The sequence below is a fragment of the Pseudoalteromonas aquimarina genome (assembly GCF_049257255.1).
Taxonomy (GTDB): Bacteria; Pseudomonadota; Gammaproteobacteria; order Enterobacterales; family Alteromonadaceae; genus Pseudoalteromonas.
The window spans coordinates 272,950-297,146 of sequence record NZ_JBMMUG010000004.1 but is presented as its reverse complement, the minus strand read 5'-3'; the positions used below and the strand labels follow the sequence as shown (position 1 = coordinate 297,146).

Genomic DNA, 24,197 nt, shown 5'->3' with positions numbered 1-24,197 from the left:
TGCGGCAGAATGAATGAGCATCAGTTACCAAGAAGCAGTGGGTGTGAGTACCACCATCGAGATCATCGCCTGCATTTTCGCGCTATTTATTTTGCGCTCTGTAATGAAAGACAACAAAGAAACCCCCTATCTTTTTGGTTACTTTATTAGCTCATTACTTTTCTTTTATTTTCTCAATAAATCGACCTTAGAGATTGGCAACACAGGTTGGTACATTGAAGACCTTTTTGGCACTATTACCTCTTTATTTTTTGGCTTAACTATCTGTAAAAAAGGCCATAGTGACGGGCTTTGCAAATTGCTTATTGGTGCATTTGTTATTTTTATTTGTTCAATTCCCTTCATTGAAAATCATGTAAATTACACTATGACCTTTTCGGCATTATGTATTTTATTAGCATTTGTCAGCCTTATCAGTGCGGAAAAGCTTAATCAAGCGGATAAAGGCTTGGCTATATTTATCGCAATTTCGCTCATCGTAATCACCTATGAATTAAGCGCAATCCCAAGCAGCATTAGCCGTGTTGATTATTACAAGTCTGACTTTTACTACCCTCTTGTATATTTTTCATCACTTATTTTGGTACTTACAGTATTTATCTTCACCAGCCAACTTATCAACCTGACCAGTAAGTACAAAACGCTTGCTACCAAAGACGCGTTAACAGGCTTATATAATCGCACAGCGGTTTACAATCTTGTTAATAATCAATTGGCATTAGCCAAGCGCAATAAGCAAACATGCTCGGTGGTAATGTTAGATATTGATCACTTTAAAAAAGTGAATGATCAACATGGCCACCAACAAGGAGATGATGCAATTAAGCTCGTTGCAGAACAAATACAATACTGCACACGCGAATACGACATTAGTTGTCGTTATGGTGGTGAAGAGTTTTTTATTTTTTTAACTAATACTGATAGTAACGCTGCCTTTCAAATTGCAGAACGCATTCGTCATGCGGTAACCGAACAGTCAAAAGATAAACTATATGGACCATTAACCATTAGTGTGGGGTTAACTCAATTTCAAGAAGCTAATTCTTTAGACGAAAATATCGATATCGCTGATAAGGCACTTTATGCCTCAAAACAAGCGGGACGCAATCAAACAACCGTAAGTTAACAAGCAAAAGGTAATAGTGTTTGGCTATTACCTTTTGACCTATTAAAGCGATTTTTTATTTTTCTAACCAAAATCGACTGCGCTCTATTGCGCTAAGTAGTTGGTCAATATCATCAGGGTAAATTTCGCCAATATTGCCAATACGAAAGCAATCGGCATCAGATACTTTCCCTGGATAAATAACAAACCCTTGCTCTTTTAACGCACTGTAAAATAGGTCAAAGTTATATTGATTACTCTTTGGTGAATAAAACGAGGTGATAATCGGCGAATGAAGCTCTTTCGCTAGCAAGGTGGTAAAACCAAGTGCTTGCATACCATCAACTAAACGCTGTTGATTTGTTTTGTAGCGGTTATAGCGGGCTTTTACACCACCTTCCTCTTCTAGTTCCAAAAGCGCTTGATGGAAAGCTCTTACCACATGAGTCGGTGACGTGAAACGCCACTTACCATTGTGTTCTTCCATGGTTTTCCACTGCGCGTACAAATCTAAGCTAAGTGAACGTGCAATACCTTGGCATTTTTCAATAATTGCCTTTTTAACAATCACAAAACCAAAACCCGGTACACCTTGAATACATTTATTAGCAGAGCTTATAAGCACATCTATGTTTAGTTCAGCCATATCAAGCTCAATACCACCAAAGCTGCTCATTGCATCTAATATAAAGGTTTTATTGTATTTTTTAGCAAGGGCGCCCATTTCTGCAACCGGGTTAAGCATGCCTGTTGTGGTTTCGCAGTGCACCATTGCAATATGAGTAATATCACTTTGCGCTTGTAATTGCTCTTCAACCTCTGCCATATCTGGCAGCTGAGTCTCATTTAAATTAAGCACTATTGCATTGATATTTAGGTACTTTGCTATTTCAGCGATGCGCTTACCATAAGCGCCATTATTGATAATAAGCAGTTTATCGGTATTTTTAATTAAACTGCCAAGTGCTGATTCAACGCTTGCAGTGCCACTACCTTGCATTAATACACTGGTATAATCGTGAGTGTTACTCGCAAGTGCGGTGAGTTTTGCACGGATCGCCTCTACAATCTCAATGTTATAGTCGTCATCCCAAGTACACCAATCCTTTAGCATAGCCTGCTTAACTGTCTCGCTGGTAGAAAGTGGGCCCGGCGTCAATAACAAGTATTCATTCATTTCATCTTTTCCAATCTGGTATAGTCCAGATTATTTAATCACAAAAAATTGTATGGAATTATGAAACTTCAATGACAAATATTTGTAGTTATTGCTTTGGTAATCAACTTACTCAGCTTTTAACTGCGCAAATTGCCCATTAGTGATTTTAAGAAGATCAGTGGCACTTAATTCAACTTCAAGACCGCGACGCCCTGCACTGATATAAATGGTTGATTGCGCTTTAGCTGATTCATCAAGCAGGGTTTTAAGGCGCTTTTTTTGGCCTAGCGGACTCACTCCACCTAAAACATACCCTGTAGCACGTTCTACATCTAACGGATCGGCCATTTTTGCTTTTTTTGCTTTACTCGCCTTCGCCACAGCTTTTAGATTTAATTTTTGATCAACGGGAATAATCGCAACCACTAAATCGCCACTATCAAGGTTAGTGACTAAGGTTTTAAATACTTTCTCTGTAGCTACACCTAATTTTTCACTTGCTTCTAAACCGTACGATGCTGCATTACTGTCGTGTTCGTACTGGTGCACAGAAAATCCAACTTTGGCTTTTTCTAACGCTTTAATTGCTGGCGTCATGGTATTAGTTATTAAAATTAACGATATAAACAGCTTATATAAGCCATATCAAAAGAAAAGATATTTTTCAGGCAAAGATATAAATAGTGCGACCGTAAAAGTATTCATGTCCAACAAAAAATAGTTCAGGCCGCACTAGGGAGGGTTGATTTGGGATTATCCTGTGAATTTGGCAAATTCTTGTGGGCTTAATTCGCCATTATTATCACGGTCTAAATGTGTAAATTGTTCAAGTAGTGTGTGATTAATTTTGGCTTCTTCTAAACTAATGGTGCCGCTGTTGTCATAATCGAACAAAGCAAACTCTTCATCTGCAACGGCTTTAACTGTGACAAATAACATTACATACATTGATATAGCGAGAATAACTGCCTTTTTCATTTCACATACTACTCTTTGAATTAAAAAAAGTCGGACTCACTCGGCATACTGATTGACAAGGAGTAAAGTAAGCCCGACTGTAAAACGGATATCTAGAGCCTTAAACGTTATGACGCTTTAAAGTTAGCAAATTCTTCCTTGCTTAATTCGCCATTACTGTCTGCATCTAAGTCTTTAAACTGGTGAACTAAAGATACATTTTGCATCGCTTCTTCTTTGCTAATAGTGCCGCTGTTATCAACATCTAATGTTGCAAAGTCGTCTGCTGCAATAGCTGAGAATGAACTTGCGATAACAAATACTGACATAACTAATTTTTTCATTTTTTAACTTCCTTCATCTTCACTTTGGGTATCTAAACTGGTTTGAAAGTATCGAACTTTCGATTGGCGATTACTCGCCTTTAAAAGAGGCAAACTCGTCTTTGCTTAACTCGCCATTGCCATCAGTATCAAGAGATTTGAATTGCTCAGAAAGTGCTTCGTTTGTAGCCGCTTCTTCAATGCTAATTGCACCGTTACCATCAACATCAAATGATGCGAAATCATCAGCTGCAACTACTGAAAATGAACTTGCAACTACCATTACTGACATTACTAATTTTTTCATTTTAATTTCCTTTCATCTTTACTTTTGGGTATTCAAATAAATTGGAAAGTAGCGCACTTCCCCATTGTTTTAATTTATTCGCCTTTAAAGGCTGCAAACTCTTCTTTACTTAGCTTTGCGTCTTCATTAACGTCTAGCTCTTCGAATGCTGCTGATAAGATGCTGTTCACACCCGCTTCTACTTCAGAGATATAGCCATCATTATTTAGGTCTAATTCACTGAATAAAGTGCTTGCTTGAGTGTTAAGTGCTGCTACACCAAGAACCGCTGTTACATATGCAATTGCTCTGATCTGCATTGGTATTTCCCCCTAAATTGGAAATCGATTAATTTTTGCTTAACCCAAAATACATTTGTTAAGCTTGTTAGCGTTTTATGCTTTCGCACTGACAACTAGGATATTCCAACTTTGGTGCCAACTTTGAAAAAACCATTAAAAACAATGCTTTATATTTTAAATTTGCGAAATCATCTAAAAACCAGCTTAAAATGTGTTGCCAAATAGCAACACATCTAATTCTTGATAAATTAAATACATAAAAATCAATAAGTTAAAATGTTGCCAATTTGCAACAATACAATCAGTAAGGTGTGATTTATGTATCAAGTTATGTTCATTTGGTGACCATTTAATAAGGTTTTTTTAGTGAAACAATTTTTTTCTCAGTCTTTACAAAAACAAGCGCTAGTAGCCATGCTGGTGGGGGTATTACCGATTGTTTTTTTAACCCTTTGGTATGCGCAAAGCATCTCTTACCACCAACAAGAAACCCTTTCAATATATGATGAAAATCAACAACTTATACTTGATTATAATTATATAAAAAGCGATGTAAGTGGGATTGAAAAAGCACTCAAAAACAATCAATTGTTAGAAAGCGATCAGTTACAAGAATCGATCGATCAAAAATGGCAGAACACACAAAAACGCATCGAAATTTTAAAAATAAAACTGCAGAGCAGTGATTTTGTTGCAAAATGGCAACAAACCATAAAAATTGATGTCGAAAGCGCCGAAGAATTTGCAAATCTAGTGACTCAATTAAAACAATTTGATGATCTATTTGACCGAACCCTTGATAACCGATTAGCAAAAAAGAATGCACAGTTTAAAGACTTACAAACTGAGTTTTTAATTGGCTTAATTATTTTACTGCCAGTGCTTGTGATTATTAGTTCGTTTTTAATTTTTAGAATATGCCGTCAATTAGATCAGGTTGAGACTGTGGTTTCTGAGGTAGGCCGAGGCCAACTTGATACACCGGTGCAACTATCTGGTAGCCACGAACTAAAACAGTTAGGTAGAAGGCTTGATTGGCTAAGGTTAGAACTTAAACGCGTGCAACAACAAAAAGAAACATTTTTGCGGCATGTGACCCACGAGCTAAAAACCCCTCTCGCCTCCATAAATGAAGGCAGTAGCTTATTAAATAGCCGGTTACTTGGTGATGTAACCGAAAAGCAAAGCCGTATTTTAACTATTGTGCAGCAGTCAGTAGAGAAATTGGCACGCATGATTGATGATCTTTTAAACTACAGTGCAGCGAGCCACCCTGATGGATTACAGCAACTAACTCAGTTATCTACTCTTGAAGAAGAAATTAATCGTCATTTAAGTGATACCATAGAAAGAAGTAATGTTAGTTTGTATTGGCATATCACTGCTAATTGCAAAGTGCCTTATTTGCCCTGCAAATTAATCCTTACTCAGTTAGTAAGTAATGCATTAATACATGCAAGCAGTTCCGTTAATGTTTACATTAAGCAAAATAACAATACCATTGAGCTTAACGTGACAGACGATGGTGCTGGCATACAACATGATGAAGCACATTTATTATTTCAACCGTTTTATCAAAGTGAACACAGTCAAAACAATCAGGGCTCGGGCCTTGGTTTAGCGATTGTTTCTGAGTGCGTTAAGCAGCTAAAAGGCGATGTTAAATGGCTAGAAAACACAGCTGGCGCAAGTATATTAATCACTTTTCCGCGACAATTATGATCATTAAAAATATATTATTAATTAGTTTTATCGCGCTTATCTCAGCCTGCTCATTAACCGAAGAGCCCGTAGAGAAGCCAATTGAGACAAAGCAACTAACGCATCAACCTATCACACAAGTGATGCAAGCATTTTTAAGTGTGTGCGAAAATAACCAACCTTCAGCTGTTATCGAAAATGCAGAAATTGCGCAGTTTATTAGTGACTACTGTGAAACTGACTCAACTAATAAACAGCTAAAACTTATTAGTGATATTGAAAATCAAGCGATTTGGCCTAGCGACTATCAAATTTGGTTTGCATCTTTAACATGGCATACCGAGAATTTACGCAAACAAAAAATCACCAATTTTTATTCTGATTCAAAAGCACAAAAACACGAACAACAACTTTTAGAATTGCAAAAACAACTAATTGAATTAAAACAAAAATTAGTTGATATTGAAAAACAGCGCCTAGAAAGCTCTCTTTAAAGGAATATTATGAACAATCATGCTTTATCCGCCAGCTTGTTACTTGTTGATGATGACACTGCACTTGCAGAGCTGTTAGCAATCCGTTTAGAGAGCCATGGTTATCAGGTGACCGTTGCAGAAAATGGCAACCAAGCGCTTGCGATATTAAAGCAAACAGCCATAGATTTAGTGATAACTGATTTCAAAATGGCCAATATGGATGGATTTGCACTTAATCAAGAAATTAAGAAATTTTATACTGGCTTACCTGTCATTATGATGACTGCTCATGGCTCAATACCTGATGCAGTCGATGCAATGCACCAAGGATTTGTCAGCTTTTTAACCAAGCCAATCGACAGTCAACAAATGTTGGACGTGATTGAAAAAACGCTTGAAGGTAAAGTAACACAGCAAGTAGGTGTTGAGCCTAATAACTTCCATGGCTTGTTATATCAAAGCGAGAAAATGCATCAATTGGTGCAACAAATTAAAGCGCTTGCCAACAGTAAAGTAAACATTCTTATTCAAGGGCAAAGTGGCAGTGGTAAAGAAGTTGCAGCAAAAGCCATTCACCTAGCCAGTGAGCAAGCGAATGGCCCTTTTATCGCAATAAACTGTGGTGCTATGCCAGGGCATTTACTAGAATCTGAACTTTTTGGTCATACAAAAGGGGCGTTTACAGGTGCAGTTAGTGATAAACAAGGCCTTGTGCAAGCAGCCAATGGCGGTACCCTGTTTTTAGATGAAATTGGCGATATGCCGCTCGATTTACAGGTAAAATTGCTGCGCGTATTACAAGAAAAGAAAGTTCGCCCAGTCGGCAGCCAATTAGAGCAAGACGTTGATATACGTGTTGTTTCAGCCAGTCATAAAAACATTGTACAAGCGGTTAAAGATAACCAATTTCGTGAAGATTTATATTATCGCCTTAATGTGGTGTCTATCACCTTACCAAGTTTAAAAGAACGCCTTGATGATATTCCATTGTTAGCAACGCGTTTTTTAAACAAACTCACCAATGATGATAAACAATTTAATCCGCAAAGTATTACACGCTTATTAAGTTATGATTGGCCAGGCAATGTACGTCAGCTCCATAATATTGTGGAGCATTGTATTGCCATTAGCGCTGGCAAAATCATAACCGAAGACGTAGTTGCAAAAGCCCTACCCGACTCAAATGAAACACATAATGCGTTTGTTGGCTTAAACGAGGCAAAACGTCAGTTTGAGTATGACTACATTCAAAAGGTGTTAGCACTTTCAGGCGGAAATGTGTCAGAAGCTGCAAAACTTGCACAACGCAATCGTTCAGACTTTTATAAGCTGATGAAAAAACACGAAATAAATAATGAATAGTGCGTTAAACTTCGTCAGTGAGAAGTGCTTATTTTGCTTGTAGCTTTAATCTATTCTGACTAAATTGTTGATGGATTTCTAAAACGTTCAAACTTAAGCTAACAAAGTAAGTCAAAAAATTACATTTAATAAGGGATAATAATAAATAATGGAATATACACCTGACTTTTCTAAATACACTTATGAAGAATTACTTGATGCAAAAGCCCATATTGACAGACAGGCTTATCCTGACAGATACGAAACCATAATCAAGCTATTAGATGACCCTTGTCATAAACAAAACTTTGAAAAAGATCTAACGGAAAGACTTGATACTAAATACTCTACTTTTTGGCCTCGCTTTTGGGCTGCTTTAATAGATGGTTTATTATTCGCTGTCATCTTATACATTGAATGTTTACTATTTGGTGTTGAATACGATTCTAGAGACAGGTTTCTTCAAGCTTTAAATGGGTTGCAATTTTCGTTATATGCAATTGTGATGCACGGTATGTTTGGTCAAACTCTCGGGAAAATGATAACTCAAGTTAAAGTGTTGAATAATGAAACTGAAGATAAAATTAATCTTCTCCAAGCACTACGAAGAGAATCAGTTTCATTGGCCTTAAATGCTTCTTGGGTAATCATGTTAATAACTATTGCCACCATTTATGAAATGACGGGTTCTATTCCTGAGGGTTTAGCATATGGCGTAATTGCATTTGGCATTATTGCCTTAATTTGGGGTATATCTGAATTCATCACCATGCTATTTAATAAAAAACGAAGGGCATTGCATGATTTCATCGGTAAAACAGTTGTAGTTCGAATATAAATTAATATATGTGCTGAATAGTAATAATGAACCCAATAAAAGTTATTCGTGAAAACACTCACAAATTAACTGACTTACCAAACATAGGTAAAGCAAGTGCTTTAGATCTTGAATTATTAGGGATTAAAAGCCCTGAAGATCTTATTGGGCAAGACCCTTTTGAAATGTATGAGAGACTATGCGCCATAACTAACACGAGACACGACCCATGTGTTATCGATGTGTTTATGTCAATTACAGACTTTATGAATGGTGCAGAAGCCAAACCTTGGTGGGATTATACACCTCAACGAAAGCGCATTTTAAGTGATAATTAACCAAGCCAAATAACATGTAATACTGATATGGATTTATGTATTTTCTTAACTAAATCAAATGGAAGTAAAGCCGTGTATATTATAAAAGCTGCTTTAATTTCCTTTATTAGTGCATTAAGCGTTGCATTAATTGTTACCCAACTATTTGATTTCAGTTCATACTACGATACAGACGAATCCGATGAAGCGTGGCGATTAATCGACTTTTTTGGATTTGTGGTATTTGCCCCACTCGCTGAAACACTGTTAATGTTTCCAATTCTCAAAATTATCAAACGCTTCACAAATAATTTTTGGACAATTGTATTTATCAATGCTTTAGTTTGGTCTTGCTTACATTCACTTTCAATGCCAGTTTGGGGGATATTTACTTTTTTCCCGTTTGTTGTTTTTACAGTTGCTTTTTTAACTTGGGAAACGCATTCTAAAAGATTAGCTTTTTGCATAACAGCGTGTATTCATACATTACATAACTTGCTAGCTTGTATGCTGGGGTTACTCGCCAGTTTTTAAATAAGTAACGTTTATATTTTATAAATAATGGTTTAGTGTGGTTACTTTAAACCAATTCAAGAAATGCAATGGAGATGCACATGAAGTACTTACCTGCGATTATTTGTGGTGTATTGCTATGGTTAACACTGCAAATTATCTTTTCTTTTTCGGCGAATTACAGCCCTATCAATGATTTTTTAAATTCTCAGCCAAATATAGGTGCTAACAGTGCTGAGTATATCTGGTTAGGTGTGCACGATACCTTTATTAAATTAATCTTATGCTTTGGCTTTTTAATCGGATATAAAACGCTTTGCAAAAAATATCCTTTTAATTTCACAAGCGCGCTAGTCATACAACTTCCCTCACTGCTGATGGTGTTACTTATGACTTTTAACGCAGTAACGTTAGGGAATAATTCAAGCATTACAACTTACTATGGGATGGTTGATGCTATTGGTGTTTTAATCACAGCCGCGGGTGTATTACTAGTGTACTGGATGATTAGTTTGATTGATAAAAAACCTACGATTCCAGCAGTTTAATTATTGATATTTTATAGTTACTACAGTAGTTTGCTGTGGATAATCTAAATAATGTTAAGGATAACAATGTCTAATGTATTGCAAATACTGAAAGCACAAGATGAACAGTTTAATTTACGACTTTCAGTGATACTCACTTTTTTTACAGTAGCAATTTCATTTTTTGTAATTGGTTTTATGTATGCTCAGGTGCCCCAACTAGCCCTTTTAATTAAACTAATTTTGGCTTTAGGCATTCCAAACGCAGCTTTGGTCTTTTATATTTATAAACAACTTAATGCTGTAAGCAAAATATAATTAAGTAGATTACAATATTTTAATAATCTTATAAAAAACAGATGAATAGTAAATAACACTAAATTTGATTGTTTACCAACAACCAAAGTTCAAAGTCTTCTTTTGATGTGTATATTCTATTTTAGATAAAACAATCTGTTCGAGCATATCATTTAAAACTCTATCAAAAATGGTTTCCCATTCATGCAATAAATTCTCATGAAAGTAAATTTTGATACCAATTCCGCGATGACATTCATTTTGCATATTATTACCACCATAGCTTTCTTTTGGCCACGCTTTGCTAGGCAAAACAAACTCAATAATACACTCTGTTCTTTTTATTTTGTTTGATAATGCTTTTTTGCATTCTATTTGCAAAGGTAAACCGCTAGGCGCTAATTTGTAATGAATATCTACTTGATAGAAGTAATTTACTCTATTTGGATTTGTACCTGTTGCTAAAACATATCTTTGTAGATATTTAATTGGTTGTTCCGTTGTCAAAATTTTTTTTGCATAAGCAAAACTATTATGAATAGGATGCGAATAATCTTTAATATTAGACTCAGCGCTGTAATCAGATACATTAACGTGAATTATTTTATCCGAGTAATTATTTTTAAACTCAGAAATATTTTTTTTGTTTCTACCTTCAAATTTTGGCCAGAATACATGATATGCGAAAGAATCCCATACCTCCTCTGCCCATGGTTGATAAGTATGAGACACATTAATCAATCTATTCCTTGGTACAGAAAAGAAAGTATTGGATGATCTTAATTGAATTATAATCAGCTCATCGCTTTCGTTTTCATACCATTCACTAGCTGTAAAATAGATTTCTGTAGGTTCTAATAAATTTCTTACTTTTTGAATGAGATCTGTTTTAATCCAAACATAACAAACGAAAAATAAGAACAAAATGCAGTAAAATAAGATTCTCACTAGGTGTTGCATATTATATACAAAACTAGAGTCTAACATATTTAGATTAGAGGTAGTTTTATATTTACTGTAAACCCCGATTACAGTTTAAGAGTTTTTGCAAAACCCAATGCCAACAATATAGTGAGCGTCCAGCTAAAAGTCTTTAAATACCTTGCTAAATAGCATTTTCAAATTGCGGCATCGCTATTAAATCAACTTTATCTAATGCTTGATCAATTTGACTCTCAGGATAAATCCAATAATGCCGGTTTGAGCGCGAAGCCATCAGCACATAACCTTCGATAAATTGCTTAATTTTTATAGCATGATCGTTAATGATAAACACCACATTTGTGGACTTACTTGATGAAATCGAAACAGCAAATTTTGCAAACTCTTCATGATCAGACAATGAACCTTCAATGCTATCAACACAGCGTAAATCATGTAGGTAATTAATATTGCGTTTGAATGTTGGTTGAAGGCTAATTCGTTTAAATTCATTTAAATAACTCGGTAAAGTTAAAGCGCCACTTGACTGAGTAACAACTATGTTTTTTTCCGGTAGTATTTTAAATTTAAATTCGTAAGCACTCATAAACAAAATTAGTTAACGGGTTATACAATTAACTATATATGCTTAAAATCGAATGATACAAATACGATACCCTGTATTTAGTTTAATAAGCATTCCGTGACTTAAAGATTTAATTAAACAAGTCACGGAAAAGTTTTTGAGGTGCTTTACTTAAAGAGTATGTGGTTTAACAAATTCACCTGCTAACACACCATTATAATTACCGTCTTGAACCACATATTGACCATTTATAAACACGTCATTGAAGCCAGTTGATAATATATTCCATTGTTTAAAGCTTGCATTTACCTTGACAGAAGTAGGCTCAAAGATAATTAAATCAGCATTTAAGCCAAGTCTGATAGCACCTCTATCGTCAATATTTAATGCGTTAGCAGTTGCAGTAGTACTTTGAAATAGAAATGTTTCTAAAGTCATCAGCTGCTGTTCAAGAACATAGGTTTTAAGTTTTTTAGGAAAACTGGCATATTTACGTGGATGACCATTACTCCCATCTGATGAAGTAACAACCCAAGGCTTAACCATAAAGTTTTTCACGTCTTGCTCTAACATATTAAAGGATGCAACTTTAACAACAGGCCCTTTTGCTAATTCTATCACTGTATCAGCTGGGCTTTTCGAATGAGATTTTGCAACTTCAGCGAGTGTCTGACCTGAGATATTAGGCTGCTCTGTTACTGTAATAAGTAATCGTTCAGCCCCGCCTCGGCGGCGAATGTTTTCTGTAATTTCAGCGTGGATTTTTTGATAGAGCGTTTTATCATTTAATCGTTCAATTGTGGCTTTTTTCCCGCCTTCTCGAACCCAACTAGGTACCACAGCACCACTAATGGAGGTGCCAGACGCAAGCCAAGGATATTGATCGGCCGTAATTTTTACACCACGCTTTTGTGCAGCTTGCACAAGTTCGATAGCCTTTGTTGATTGACCCCACACATCAACCCCTAACGCCTTAATATGCCCTAAGTGCAGTGGCATTTTTGCTTGTTCGGCAATTGCTATGGCCTCTTTTATTGCATTCAGAAAACCAATATTAAAAGTACTTTCATCACGTAAGTGAGTTTCATAAATACCTTGGTATTCAGCAGCTATTTTTGCCAACTCAACTACTTCTTCAGTGCTTGCAAACGTTCCCGGTAAATAATACAAACCGGTAGAAAGCCCTAATGCACCAGCTTGCATATTTTGCTCGACCAGCATCTTCATTTTTTTCAGTTCAGAGAGTGTTGCCTTTCGGTCGGCTTGGCCCATGACAGCATTTCGCACCGTATTGTGACCAATAAAAAATGCCACATTTGTGCCAATTCCTTGCTCTAACAACTGTTTAGCTGTTTTTGCAATTGACTCAGGGCTTTTTCCATCATTGCCATTAATCACGGTGGTGACACCTTGAGTAAGGTAATTTAAATTTGCTTTTGTTGAATACTTGCTTAGTTCAGACAGACTGTGGGTATGTGGATCAATAAAACCAGGGCTAATTACTTTAGTGCCATAATCTAAATATTTCTTAGCATTAGCTTTAAGTGAACCACGCCCTGCTATTGCACATATTTTTTTGCCGCACACAGCTACATCCAATGCTTCAAATTTTTGCTTATCGCTGTTGAAAACGCGTTCACTACTGACAACAAAGTCAATATTATCTCCTGCATTCACACTGATTGTGACAAGACTTAAGGCTAAAATAATGTACTTCATAACATCCCTTATTGAGATTGAGTTTGCTGATAACTCAGTAATGTTTCTGCAAATGTGCCTGCTGCAGATATGGCAACTTGCTTAATTATCTTTCTGTCGGTGTTATCACCCATTTCGTAAGTAATTGCATGGACGCCATAAGTATCTGATAACCATTGTTTAAATACGCCACGATTTGGGTTATGCCCTGGCTTTTCAATTACTTGAAAATTTGGTTCTGCTTTTGCCAAGCGTGCAAGCCAATTCACTGTTGTATCGTCAGGTATTAAGCCCATTCCCTGCGGCATCGAATAAAACACATCATGATGGGTTGAATGGAAATCAATTCCATAAACAATTTTACCACCTGCATTTACAATATTGTCTAAATAGTTTTTTATTGAGGCTGTTTCAGGTTGTTTAAATTGTTTCCAGTCACGGTTTAAGTCCACTCCATTAACGTTATGACGCCAGTGACCTAATGCAACACCATCAGGGTTAATATTTGGCACAAATAAAATATTATAAGACGCTCTTAAAGCTTTATTTTTTAATAAGGATTCACTAAATGGAAAATAAGCCAGAGCCCCTGTTACCTCGGGAGGGTGTTGTCTGCCAATCACTAAAATATATTTATTACTTTGAGCTTTACTTAACATGGCAGAGATAGGGCGCCCTTGAACAGAATTGCCAAGTAATATTGGCTCTACCTGATGTTCTTTCACTTGCATATCGAGCCAATTATTGTATGCAAGGTTTGAGATAATCTCCTGACCAGCAACATATACTGGAGTGTCAGTCAGGGTTAGTTTAAAAGTTAAATCGCCTTTTTTAAGTTTAAATGGCACAGCCTGCCAATTAACACCATCTTTACTGATCTTTGGATTATAACGATGCTTACCGCCATAATATTTAATTCTGACAGAAACTTGTTTTTCAGAATTAGCCTGTAACTTAAATGCATACCAAGGACTATCATTAATAGGTTTATTCTCTGGCTTTATTTTTATGGAAATATCATCTTGCTTTATCACACAATGATTTACTCGGGCTGTGTCGAAGTTAGTAGAAAGAAAAATACTTTCACTTTGACAATTTGCTTTACCATCTAAACTCACCTGAGCATTTAAAATAGATGATGCTGAGAGCAATAAAAATGCGAGCATTGTATTTTTGAATAACATAATTTGCCTTAATAATGAGAAAAAAGCGGCAAGTGTTAGGTGCCGCTTACTGCTTACATCACATATTTAAAGTTAGAATGACTTACTAAAATCTAAATAATAATACCGGCCACGATTAGAATGAACGCTTGAAAAATAACCAAAGCTTTCATCTGCAATAGGTGGTTTTTTATCATTGATATTGCGTACTCCCAGGCGAATACGGGTATCCGATAACCAACCTGATTGTTCAAATCTATAATCGGCATAGGCATTGATGGTTGTAAAACTATCAATTGGTAATGGTTCACCTTCAGATGTGGTGGTGCTTGTATCGTAAAAGTCGCTCACATAATTTGCCGTTGAACCTAATGACCACTGATCGCGTTTAAAACGAAGTGAGGCATAGGCTCGCCACTCTGGACGTCCATTTTGTTTCATCAAATCACCTGCCCCTGTGATCACTATAGACTCTGGCACTGCAGGGTTTCCAGCCTCTTGCGCAGCAATAACTTCTGCAGTTATTTCATCTGGCTCTTGCTCAAATCGAATTAATCGTGCTGCGTTTAATTTAAAATCAAAGTTGCCGAACTCTGTTTTTAAATCGTAAAAAACACTAAAATCGACACCCTCTATTTCGCGAGGGTTTAAGTTGTTATATTGGTTATTCACATGAATAACTTCATTGTCTTCACCACGTATCACATCTGGGTTTGAACTACCTTGTGAGCGAAGTAATGAGTCATACATTAAGTGAGTTTGACTGTTCAGAATACCCACCACTCCTTCTTGTTCAATTTGCCACCAATCAGCAGTAATTGTTAAGTCGTTGAATGGCATCAAAACTAGACCAAACGATGTGTTTGTATCATCTTCAGGCTTAAGGTTTTTGTTACCCCCACGAATTTCTGTGATTCCATAAGAACTATCAGTCACTGGGTCATAACGTGTATTCGATCGTGAGATACCTTGCTCTACAACTTGAGGTAAGTTTGGTGCCCTAAAGCCTTCAGCATAAGCTGCGCGTACTTGTAACCAATCGCTTGGCATCCAACTTAAAGCAACTTTAGGTTTAGTTACAGAGCCAACATCCGAAAAGTTTTCATAACGAGCAGCTAGTTGAATCTCCAAACTCTTAGCAAACATTCGGTCGGAAAATAGCGGCGCAACTAATTCAACATAAGCAGAGAATACATTTCGAGAGCCATCCGAATTAGGTGTTTCACTTGAGCCCAGCACACTGCTGCCAGAAAGAACATTACCTGTATTTGTATCAATAAATGGTTGGCTACCGTTAAGGAGAGGATCTCGATTATCAGCATAGGTTTCACGACGGAATTCAGCACCACTTGCCATACCTACTTCACCATCAAGGAGATCAAACAATGCTGCATTCGAAACTTTAAAGTCTGCTAAGGCTAGTGAGGTTTTACTTTCACGATCAATCGTTACGCTAAATTGATCAATGACTGACTGGGAGTTTGCTGTTGCATCGCCGGAATTTAAATTGCTAGGATCGCCGCCATTGAAAATATTGTAGGCTGTAGCTGCTTCAGTACTATTAACCGCTGCAAAAAATGCATTGGCATCCACACGGTTTCGCGCCTTATCGTGGGTTTTTGCTTCGCTATAAAGCACAGCACTTTCCCAATCCCAATCTTGATAATAACCTGATAGTCCAGTTAGTAGCCTAAAACTCGTATCTTTTACTTGAATATTTCTTTGACCACTATCAACAGGACGATAACGACGAACCGTAACCGTTTCTCCGAATGGGTTGTAATAAGCATCAGGACTAATAGTAAAACGTTGAGCAGTTAAGTTGCCAGATTGCTCACGCAGGCGTTTTGTTTCAGCCTGATAATAAATCGCTTCACTAAAAAGCGTTAAATCGTCGTCCAACTCATGATTTAAATAACCATAAAAGTTTGCGCGTTGCACATCTGACGTCATGCTTTGCTCATTTGCGCTATCATAACGCATATCGCGAGACAAACTGCCTTTGTCGGCACACAAACCATCGCCCAATTCAACGACACAACCTGACATTGTATTTGGCTGAATATGGAATGTCTTTAATGAACTAGTTGAAAACTCGCCCCATGGAGTTGATGTAGAACGGTTATCTAACTGGGTATCACCAATGTATTCTTCTGGTAAGGTACTGTATTCGCTTCGATCCTGTGATGCAGAATAGTCTCTATCAGATGCGGGCATACCTTTGCGATCATAAAGGCTTAAACTCAACGTTAGATGTGTTTTGTCTTCATTAAAAGCAAGCCCAGTTGCCCCTGACAAACTTGTTTGACTGAGGGCTGTACCTTCAGAACTTCCATGATTCACACTTATACGTGAACCTTCATAATCATCTTTTAATACATAATTAACAACGCCAGCGACTGCATCAGAGCCGTAAATAGCTGCGGCTCCGTCGCGCAATACTTCTACCCGTTTTAAACCACTGACTGGCAATGTATTTGCATTTACCGTAGATACTGGGACAAAATTTTCAGTCTGTGTACCAGGGTGTAATACTAAACGGCGACCATTTAACAAAGTTAGTGTGTTGCCAGTGCCGAGGCCGCGTAAATTTATTGAAGAAACATCACCTCGAGCATCATTTACACCACCAATTGCACGCTCGTTATTGAATGCCATTTCACCGATTTGTGGAATTGAGCGTAATAACTCTTCACCGGTGGCTGCTCCTGTTGCTGCAATATCGTCACTGTTCATAACAGTAATCGGTAAAGTATCAGCAACTTGTGCACGTTTAATATTTGAACCAAGCACTTCTACGCGCTCAATATCTTTGTCATTCTTTGTTTGCTCTTCAGCATTTACTGTCAGACTGGTAAGTACTGCGAATGCCATTGTACTTAGCTGAAAAGCATGTTTTCCCTTGTTGTTCATAATGATTACCATTTATTTTTATAGTGACGGTACAACAAACAGGTTAACTGTTCGATTCTGTTTATAAACGTTACAGATGGTCACAAAAATAACAATTTATAGTTTTTTATCAGCCCATAACCTAAAGTTATACTTTGCTCAAATCATGTTAGTATTCAATATACTGTTATTTACTTAATATGAGCCAAAAGCTTTAAATTGAATTGCAAGGCGTAATTTATGAGACTAAGACATATCGAAGTATTTCATGCCATTTATACAACTGGTTCTATTACTAACGCTGCAAATTTTCTTCATGTGTCTCAACCTTCGGTTAGTAAAGTACTTGCACATGCTGAACAACAACTTGGCTTTGCTCTTTTTGAGCGAGTAAAAGGGAGACTAATTCCCACATCACAAGCAGAATCATTATTTAGTGAGGTAGATAAAGTCTACAAACAAATACGTGGGGTAAGAAATACCGCGGAAAATATTAAAAAGAGCACTTCTGGCCATTTGAATATCGGGTTCACACCTGCCCTTGGCTTTGATCTTATTCCACAAGTGATCAGTGAATTTAAAAAACATTACCCTGGGGTGCATATTAATTTGCAGACCCTTCACAATGAAGATGTGCAACAAGCTTTACTGGAACATAAACTGGATTTAGCCATTATGTTCTCACCGCCCCCTATTGCGAATATTTCCGCCATTCCGCTTTGTAAAAGCGAGATGGTATTAGTCGCACCGAAACATGTTTTTCAAAATGGCAACACTCTAATTGAAACTTCGGAATTGGAACATCATGAGCTTATAGGTATTTGGGACAGTGGCCCTCTTGGTGATTTGCTATGGAATCGGTTATCAGAAAATGAAGTCAGTGTTTCGAGTTCGATTCAAGTGCAAACCTATTTTATTGCATCAAGACTTGTGTCTCAAAATGTCGGCGTGTGCGTAGTAGATGAATTTACAGCCCGCGGTAATTTAAGTGACGACACACTATACGCAGGCTTCAAACCAAGCCTCACATTTGATGTACAAGCGCTCCACCTTAGCGATAAACCCCTCTCGGTTAACTGTAAAGCTTTTATCAAAATACTCTCTGGGCACGTGTAGAACAGTTTGAAATATTGACCCTATAACCTTTAGTTATAGATCCTTAAAGGCTTTGAAATAGGCAAGGTTTCAACATTCACTTAGTGTAGTTATATCGACATTAAGAATTACGAGACACCTATGTTACAAGCTCCCTATTTAGTTTTCCTTGGTGATGCCACCGATCCACTCTCAATCAAAATGGCCAAGGGTGTTGCCACTTGGAAACCTGAACTTTGTGTTGGCCAATACCGCTTACCTGGTTGTAGCGAAACAGCAAACTTACCTGATATGAACATATCTGAAGCAGCAGAAAAAGGCGCTAAAACCTTTGTTCTCGGCTTTGCTAATTCAGGCGGTAAAATTGACCAAAGCTGGTTACCATTTATTATTCAAGCAATTGAAAATGGTATGGACATTGTTAGTGGTCTGCACGATAAATTGACTGACTTTGATGAACTCGTGATACATAGTGAAAAGCATAACGTTAAATTGATTGATATTCGTCATCCCTCTGAAAAGTTTGCAACGGGTACCGGTTATAAACGTACTGGTAAACGCTTATTAACCGTTGGCACCGATTGCTCAGTTGGAAAAATGTATACCTCGCTTGCTCTTGAGAGTGCTATGCGCGAAAGCGGTATGAACGTAGACTTCAGAGCAACGGGTCAATGTGGTGTATTAATAGCTGGAAAAGGACTTGCTATTGACTGTGTAGTTGCTGATTTTATTAGTGGCGCAGCAGAAACCCTTTCGCCAGACAATGTAGTAGACCACTGGGATATTATTGAAGGGCAAGGCTCTTTATCTCACCCAGCATTTGCAGGTGTGAGCCTTGGTTTATTACATGGTTCACAGCCTGATGCTATCGTGGTTTGCCATGCACTTGGACGTACCACAATGCGCGGCATTACTAATCGTCCATTACCGACATTAAAACATACCATTGAGTTAAATTTAGCCGCTGCAAGCATTACCAACCCAAATGTAAAAATAGCAGGTATCACCATTAATACGTCATCTGTTAGTGAAACTGAAGCGAATGATATATGCCGTAATTTAAGTCATGAGTTAGGTTTGCCTGTAGTCGATCCTCTTCGTCATGGCGTGCAATCAATTGTGGATAATTTGTGATGACAATTTCAATCAAAATGGCTAAACACTCTTGGCCTTTAGCACAGCCTTTTCGGATTTCACGTGGCGTAAAAACCCATGCAGATACCATTATTGTCACAATTACAGATAATGAGGTTTGTGGTATTGGAGAATCCGTACCATATGCTCGTTATAAAGAGACAACGGAAACTGTTCAAGCACAAATAAGTTCAATTGGTAATGCGTTTGCTAACATCAGTGATATTCATCATGCAATTAATGAGTTAGCTGCAGGCGCCGCGAAAAATGCACTAGATTGTGCACTTTGGGATTTTCGTGCAAAGAAAAATAATCAAAGTATTGCCAGCAAATTAAATATCCCTTTAAGTTCACTAACTACGGCGCAAACAATTAGTCTAGGAACTAAGGATGCGATGGCTATAGAAGCTAAGAGATTAGCGCACGCGCCACTGATTAAAGTTAAGCTCGATGCCAATTCTGTCATTGATAAAATGAAAGCCATTCACCTCGCAGCTCCAGACAGCAAGTTTATCATTGATGCGAATGAAGCATGGACGTTTACTTTACTGAAGGATGTTATTAAACAGCTTAAAGATTTCAACGTTGCATTAATAGAACAACCATTACCTGCAGATAGCGATAATGAGCTTGAACACTTTGAGCCATGTATTCCAGTTTGTGCGGATGAGTCATGCCATACTCGGCAAGACTTAGCGCAACTAAAAAAACGTTATCAAGCTATCAATATTAAATTAGATAAAACCGGTGGATTAAGTGAAGCGCTGGCACTTCTAGAAGAAGCTAAACGACAAGGTTTTTTAATTATGACAGGCTGCATGGTAGCAAGCTCACTGGCCATGGCACCAGCATTTTTAATTGCTCAACAGGCTGATTTCGTTGACTTAGATGGGCCTTTATTGTTACGCGATGATATTGAATTTGGCTTTGAATTTACCGGCACAAAAATGCATCAACCTACTCCATTTATTTGGGGGCAAACTTTAAACCAAACCGGAAAAATAGCGACCCTTTGATATGAGCAAGCGTAACTTCTACCCGACATTCGAAGAAGCAAGGCGCGCTGCACAAGCTTTTAATTTTTCCAGCGCAATTGATTATCGCTGTCGTCGCCTTCAATGTGATAGTCGATTGCATTCTAATCCACAGTCATATTATCGGAAACACTGGTGTGGTTGGCATAACTTTCTAAATACGGCTCCAGCTACACTGAAACTCTATCAAGAATATAAAACCGCGCAAACAATCGCAGCTAAAGCTAATTTTAAAAACGCGAGAGCGTATAAACTGTTTTGCAAATCAATTGATGAGCGGTTGCCTAAAGTTCCTGAACAATTCTATGCGAGCCACTGGCAAGGTTGGGGCGATTTTCTTGGTATTAACGAAAAAGAATATTACCAAACCTATCAAGAAGCACAAAATGCAGCAAAAGCACTCGGTATTACAAGCTCACTAGAATACTTCGCAAAGCGTAAAGAAAAAGATGAAAAGCTGCCACCAAATCCCATTAAGTTCTATGCTAGTGTTTGGTCATCTTGGTATGCTTTTTTAGGTACCAAACGAGAAGATTCTAAACTGTATTCAAATTACGATGATGCTAAAAGCGCAGCAAGAAAATTTAACTTTTGCTCAGCTACCGATTATCAAAAAAGAGCAAAACAATGTGATGAACGCTTGCCTTGCAAACCACGAGAAAAGTATAAACATAACTGGCATGGTTGGTCTGATTATCTTGGCTTAATGGATTACGATACAGAGCCTTTCCCACCTTTTACAAAATTAAAAGAAATGGTACAGGCTCAACGCTTTTCAAGCATCAATGACTATGTAACAAAACGACATTATATCGCTAACAATCTGCCAATCCTTCCCAATGAGGTTTATCAAGAATGGCAAGGCTGGCAAGATTTTCTTGGTGCAAGTTACCAATCCAACCAGCAATTTATGAACCTTACGTTATTTACTTCAAATGCTAACTAGTTTGATAATATTTACTTAAATTTTCTGTGCTTGTTGATTAAAACTCATTGTTACTGCGTCACTCGCCAGGTCATAAAATGATAAATAACGGGCAATACTGCTAAAAGTCGAGGTATACACTTTACTGCCATGATCATCAGTCGAAATACCTGCCATAAATAAATCACCCATTGCTAATCTGGCACGGCTTATTTTAATCTGCTGTGGCTTAAAATAGGCTTTAGTACTGGCTTTTAATTGCTGCTTATCACTAGTTTGATAAATCGCTGAATTGATCACATCTAATAAGTGTTCATTGCAATTTTGGTATTTCGTTGTATAAGGATTTGATATCAATGAGTAATTTTCATTATGTAGTTTTACATTATCACCATTGATAACAGCTTCTATTAAACGCGTTTGCAAGTCACTATTTGGAATTATGATGCCTGCAGTAAGCTCTGGCACACCCCAGAAAAAATCCACAGGGTAGTCAGTAACTAAGCTGCTTTTGTTTTTATCTTTTTCATTTTGATAAAGATTATAAATAGCATACCCTTTTGCTGTTTCGCCATTATCAAGCGCTATTTCAGAATAAATGGCTAACGCTGAATGGGTAAAATTAACTCCTTTTGGTAACTTTTTTTTATCTTGACCTATTCTTGCAATAATAAAAGCACGAGCCCCTTTACCAGCTGCATAATGCTCAACTTGTTTTGCAAAAGCACTTACATCTTCAGCTGGAAACGTCTGTTTATTATGTTGCTGGCTGCCAGCAAAGGCAGCCTTAGATATAAATAAGCAACTGATAAGTATATGCGTCCATTTCATACATTAACGTCCTTTTAATCTTTACACTTCTTTTTCATCGCCTCTGCTGGAGAGCGATCAACCGTAATGGTAACTTCAGTAATTTCCAGTGGTTCATCTGCCGTTTTGCCAAGAGCTTTTGCACTTCGAATTACCTTGTCGCCAGCGGCCAAACTCACCAAGCCAACACTCCCTGCAGCAATCAAGGGCACAGCAACAACGCCACTTGCTACCTGCGCAGTGCCTTTTGCACTGTGGGTAGTTGCAAGCGCTGAATGCTTACTCGCTACACTGTAATTATCTGATGCTGCATTTGCTTGGTATGAGATAGTTGTAAATAACACTGAACTAATAACTAATGGTTTAATAAACTTCATGTTTTTATCCTTTCGGGTTCCGTTTAACTGATTTCAAATTATGAGAAAGAATTATCTATGTAAACCAAAACTATTGAAGTATGAATTTTAAAGACTTAAAGTATCACAAAATAATACCAAGGATGAATATGAGCCAAATTAAGAGTGTTACGCTCACACTTAAACAATTATTAAAGCAGCATAAGCTGACCTACCGTGATGTAGCAAAGCACCTTAATTTAAGTGAAGCGAATGTAAAGCGTGTGTTTGCTAGTCATAATTTCTCGCTAGCTCGACTAGAACAAATTTGCCAGCTGGTTAATATTGGTTTAACTGACCTCTTTTCTCTTACCGAAAAACAACAATCTCAACTATCACAGTTAAATTTAGAGCAAGAACAACAGTTAGTTGATGATCCTAAATTATTGCTTGTCGCGGTGTGTATTCGTGATGGTTGGCAATTTGATGAAATAATTGAGCAATATGAAATTGACGAATTTGAAGCAATCCGCTTAATGGCAAAGTTAGACAAACTTAAAATCATTCAGTTATTACCAAACAATCATTATAAATCGCTAATTGCACAAGACTTCCGCTGGCAAAAAAACGGGCCTTTAGAGCGTTTTATGGAAAACGAAGTAATGACCAAGTTTATGGCAAACAAATTTGATAATGAAGATGCATCGCGCTTTTATCTGCGCGGTCGATACTCGCAAACATCTATTGATTACATTAAAAAGAAATTAGAACAGCTGACAAAAGAAGCGGCACAGTTAAACATAGAAGATTCCAGCTTATCCCTTGAAAAAAGAAAACACATGGGAATATTGTTTGCGATGCGCCCGTGGGAGCCATCGTTATTTGAACAGTTTCGCCGTACTCAAAATCAGGAAAGAAGCAAATATTAATACTAAATAGATAAAAATAGGCCACTTTTAACAATCAAGTTTACATATTTGGTAATTTAGCAATACTTGTTGGCACTCAAGTGAAAAACAAGGATTACTATTATGGATAACATGAAACCAACAAACGCATTTAAACTAAGTGCTCTTGCAAGTTTAATCATTGGTATGGGCGCTTATTTAATTGGGCTTTTCAATGCCAATATGCAGCTTAACGAAAAAGGCTATTATTTAATCATTTTACTGTATAGCTTGTTTGCTGCAGTGTCGTTACAAAAAGTAGTGCGAGACAAACAAGAAGCTTTACCAATTTCTAAACCGTATTCGGTTACCTGTTGGCTATCGCTAAGCATTGCCATTGCGCTACTAACAATTGGCTTATATAACGCCGACATGTTATTGAGTGAGAAAGGCTTCTTTGCCATGGCTTATACACTCTCACTATTTTCTGCCATCACAGTTCAGAAAAATATTAGAGACATGTTGCTGTTTAAAAAAAATGAAACTGATTTACCCACACAAGACATCATCGAATAATCAATAAAAAGGGAAGTTAT

The 24,197-nt window shown here is 37.2% G+C and carries 27 protein-coding genes; 14 read left to right on the top strand and 13 right to left on the bottom strand.

The window, feature by feature from the left end:
- The first annotated feature begins 13 nt into the window (after window positions 1–13).
- Window positions 14–1,126, top strand: a complete 1,113-nt coding sequence (locus tag AAEU29_RS12110; RefSeq protein WP_421973583.1) for a GGDEF domain-containing protein — start codon at window positions 14–16, stop codon at window positions 1,124–1,126.
- A gap of 55 nt (window positions 1,127–1,181) precedes the next feature.
- Here AAEU29_RS12110 and phnW read toward each other — a convergent pair whose 3' ends face one another.
- From phnW to AAEU29_RS12080, 6 genes are all read right to left on the bottom strand, one after another.
- Window positions 1,182–2,282: a 2-aminoethylphosphonate--pyruvate transaminase gene (phnW, locus tag AAEU29_RS12105; RefSeq protein WP_421973582.1), complete on the bottom strand. Its 1,101-nt coding sequence runs from the start codon at window positions 2,280–2,282 to the stop codon at window positions 1,182–1,184.
- Window positions 2,283–2,390: 108 nt separating this feature from the next.
- Window positions 2,391–2,861, bottom strand: a complete 471-nt coding sequence (ybaK, locus tag AAEU29_RS12100) for a Cys-tRNA(Pro) deacylase (RefSeq protein WP_421973581.1) — start codon at window positions 2,859–2,861, stop codon at window positions 2,391–2,393.
- A gap of 156 nt (window positions 2,862–3,017) precedes the next feature.
- Complete coding sequence (locus AAEU29_RS12095) at window positions 3,018–3,242, bottom strand: EF-hand domain-containing protein (RefSeq protein ID WP_421973580.1); 225 nt, start codon at window positions 3,240–3,242, stop codon at window positions 3,018–3,020.
- A 107-nt stretch (window positions 3,243–3,349) separates the two neighbouring features.
- Entirely contained in the window at window positions 3,350–3,565 is a 216-nt protein-coding gene (locus AAEU29_RS12090; RefSeq protein ID WP_274759886.1) for an EF-hand domain-containing protein, read from the bottom strand.
- Window positions 3,566–3,635: 70 nt separating this feature from the next.
- A complete protein-coding gene (locus AAEU29_RS12085; protein ID WP_274759885.1) occupies window positions 3,636–3,851 on the bottom strand; it encodes an EF-hand domain-containing protein in 216 nt (71 codons plus the stop codon).
- A 74-nt stretch (window positions 3,852–3,925) separates the two neighbouring features.
- The gene (locus tag AAEU29_RS12080; RefSeq protein ID WP_372768498.1) at window positions 3,926–4,150 is read right to left on the bottom strand and encodes an EF-hand domain-containing protein; all 225 of its coding nucleotides are present in this window, start codon (window positions 4,148–4,150) and stop codon (window positions 3,926–3,928) included.
- Window positions 4,151–4,498: 348 nt separating this feature from the next.
- Between AAEU29_RS12080 and AAEU29_RS12075 the strand changes: the two genes are divergently transcribed.
- The 7 genes from AAEU29_RS12075 to AAEU29_RS12045 all read left to right on the top strand — a co-directional run bounded on the left by AAEU29_RS12075 (window position 4,499) and on the right by AAEU29_RS12045 (window position 9,845).
- Window positions 4,499–5,854, top strand: a complete 1,356-nt coding sequence (locus AAEU29_RS12075; RefSeq protein ID WP_421973579.1) for a sensor histidine kinase — start codon at window positions 4,499–4,501, stop codon at window positions 5,852–5,854.
- On the top strand, window positions 5,851–6,327 hold the full coding sequence (locus tag AAEU29_RS12070) for a hypothetical protein (protein ID WP_421973578.1): 477 nt from the start codon (window positions 5,851–5,853) through the stop codon (window positions 6,325–6,327). The genes AAEU29_RS12075 and AAEU29_RS12070 overlap by 4 nt, the downstream gene beginning before the upstream one ends.
- A gap of 9 nt (window positions 6,328–6,336) precedes the next feature.
- Complete coding sequence (locus AAEU29_RS12065; protein WP_421973577.1) at window positions 6,337–7,671, top strand: sigma-54-dependent transcriptional regulator; 1,335 nt, start codon at window positions 6,337–6,339, stop codon at window positions 7,669–7,671.
- A 148-nt stretch (window positions 7,672–7,819) separates the two neighbouring features.
- Entirely contained in the window at window positions 7,820–8,488 is a 669-nt protein-coding gene (locus AAEU29_RS12060) for an RDD family protein (RefSeq protein WP_421973576.1), read from the top strand.
- Window positions 8,489–8,514: 26 nt separating this feature from the next.
- Window positions 8,515–8,805 carry a helix-hairpin-helix domain-containing protein gene (locus tag AAEU29_RS12055; protein ID WP_421973575.1) on the top strand — a complete coding sequence of 97 codons (291 nt, stop codon included), beginning with the start codon at window positions 8,515–8,517 and terminating at the stop codon, window positions 8,803–8,805.
- A gap of 27 nt (window positions 8,806–8,832) precedes the next feature.
- The gene (locus AAEU29_RS12050; protein ID WP_421973574.1) at window positions 8,833–9,318 is read left to right on the top strand and encodes a hypothetical protein; all 486 of its coding nucleotides are present in this window, start codon (window positions 8,833–8,835) and stop codon (window positions 9,316–9,318) included.
- Window positions 9,319–9,398: 80 nt separating this feature from the next.
- Window positions 9,399–9,845, top strand: a complete 447-nt coding sequence (locus AAEU29_RS12045; RefSeq protein WP_421973573.1) for a hypothetical protein — start codon at window positions 9,399–9,401, stop codon at window positions 9,843–9,845.
- 369 nt (window positions 9,846–10,214) lie between these two features.
- Here the strand turns inward: AAEU29_RS12045 and AAEU29_RS12040 are convergent, their stop codons facing one another.
- From AAEU29_RS12040 to AAEU29_RS12020, 5 genes are all read right to left on the bottom strand, one after another.
- On the bottom strand, window positions 10,215–11,069 hold the full coding sequence (locus tag AAEU29_RS12040) for a hypothetical protein (protein ID WP_421973572.1): 855 nt from the start codon (window positions 11,067–11,069) through the stop codon (window positions 10,215–10,217).
- A 157-nt stretch (window positions 11,070–11,226) separates the two neighbouring features.
- Window positions 11,227–11,649, bottom strand: a complete 423-nt coding sequence (locus AAEU29_RS12035; RefSeq protein WP_421973571.1) for a hypothetical protein — start codon at window positions 11,647–11,649, stop codon at window positions 11,227–11,229.
- A gap of 150 nt (window positions 11,650–11,799) precedes the next feature.
- Window positions 11,800–13,347 carry an N-acyl-D-amino-acid deacylase family protein gene (locus tag AAEU29_RS12030; RefSeq protein ID WP_421973570.1) on the bottom strand — a complete coding sequence of 516 codons (1,548 nt, stop codon included), beginning with the start codon at window positions 13,345–13,347 and terminating at the stop codon, window positions 11,800–11,802.
- Window positions 13,348–13,355: 8 nt separating this feature from the next.
- Entirely contained in the window at window positions 13,356–14,510 is a 1,155-nt protein-coding gene (locus AAEU29_RS12025) for a M14 family metallopeptidase (protein WP_421973569.1), read from the bottom strand.
- A 72-nt stretch (window positions 14,511–14,582) separates the two neighbouring features.
- Window positions 14,583–17,402 carry a TonB-dependent receptor domain-containing protein gene (locus AAEU29_RS12020; protein ID WP_421973568.1) on the bottom strand — a complete coding sequence of 940 codons (2,820 nt, stop codon included), beginning with the start codon at window positions 17,400–17,402 and terminating at the stop codon, window positions 14,583–14,585.
- Between the two features lie 219 nt (window positions 17,403–17,621).
- On the opposite strand from AAEU29_RS12020, the gene AAEU29_RS12015 reads away from it, so the two are divergent.
- The 4 genes from AAEU29_RS12015 (at window position 17,622) to AAEU29_RS12000 (ending at window position 21,590) form a co-directional block, all read left to right on the top strand.
- Complete coding sequence (locus tag AAEU29_RS12015; RefSeq protein ID WP_421973567.1) at window positions 17,622–18,497, top strand: LysR family transcriptional regulator; 876 nt, start codon at window positions 17,622–17,624, stop codon at window positions 18,495–18,497.
- Window positions 18,498–18,617: 120 nt separating this feature from the next.
- Entirely contained in the window at window positions 18,618–19,610 is a 993-nt protein-coding gene (dgcN, locus tag AAEU29_RS12010) for an N-acetyltransferase DgcN (RefSeq protein ID WP_421973566.1), read from the top strand.
- On the top strand, window positions 19,610–20,626 hold the full coding sequence (dgcA, locus tag AAEU29_RS12005; RefSeq protein WP_421973565.1) for an N-acetyl-D-Glu racemase DgcA: 1,017 nt from the start codon (window positions 19,610–19,612) through the stop codon (window positions 20,624–20,626). Before dgcN ends, dgcA begins: the two co-directional genes overlap by 1 nt.
- Window position 20,627: 1 nt before the next feature.
- Window positions 20,628–21,590: an integrase repeat-containing protein gene (locus AAEU29_RS12000; RefSeq protein WP_421973564.1), complete on the top strand. Its 963-nt coding sequence runs from the start codon at window positions 20,628–20,630 to the stop codon at window positions 21,588–21,590.
- 15 nt (window positions 21,591–21,605) lie between these two features.
- Here the strand turns inward: AAEU29_RS12000 and AAEU29_RS11995 are convergent, their stop codons facing one another.
- A complete protein-coding gene (locus AAEU29_RS11995; RefSeq protein WP_421973563.1) occupies window positions 21,606–22,400 on the bottom strand; it encodes a DUF2145 domain-containing protein in 795 nt (264 codons plus the stop codon).
- Window positions 22,401–22,414: 14 nt separating this feature from the next.
- Window positions 22,415–22,756 (bottom strand): hypothetical protein, encoded by a 342-nt coding sequence (locus AAEU29_RS11990; RefSeq protein WP_421973562.1) that lies wholly within the window; start codon window positions 22,754–22,756, stop codon window positions 22,415–22,417.
- Window positions 22,757–22,884: 128 nt separating this feature from the next.
- On the opposite strand from AAEU29_RS11990, the gene AAEU29_RS11985 reads away from it, so the two are divergent.
- The gene (locus AAEU29_RS11985; RefSeq protein ID WP_421973561.1) at window positions 22,885–23,643 is read left to right on the top strand and encodes a helix-turn-helix domain-containing protein; all 759 of its coding nucleotides are present in this window, start codon (window positions 22,885–22,887) and stop codon (window positions 23,641–23,643) included.
- A gap of 102 nt (window positions 23,644–23,745) precedes the next feature.
- Window positions 23,746–24,177, top strand: a complete 432-nt coding sequence (yiaA, locus tag AAEU29_RS11980; protein WP_421973560.1) for an inner membrane protein YiaA — start codon at window positions 23,746–23,748, stop codon at window positions 24,175–24,177.
- Window positions 24,178–24,197 lie beyond the last annotated feature (20 nt).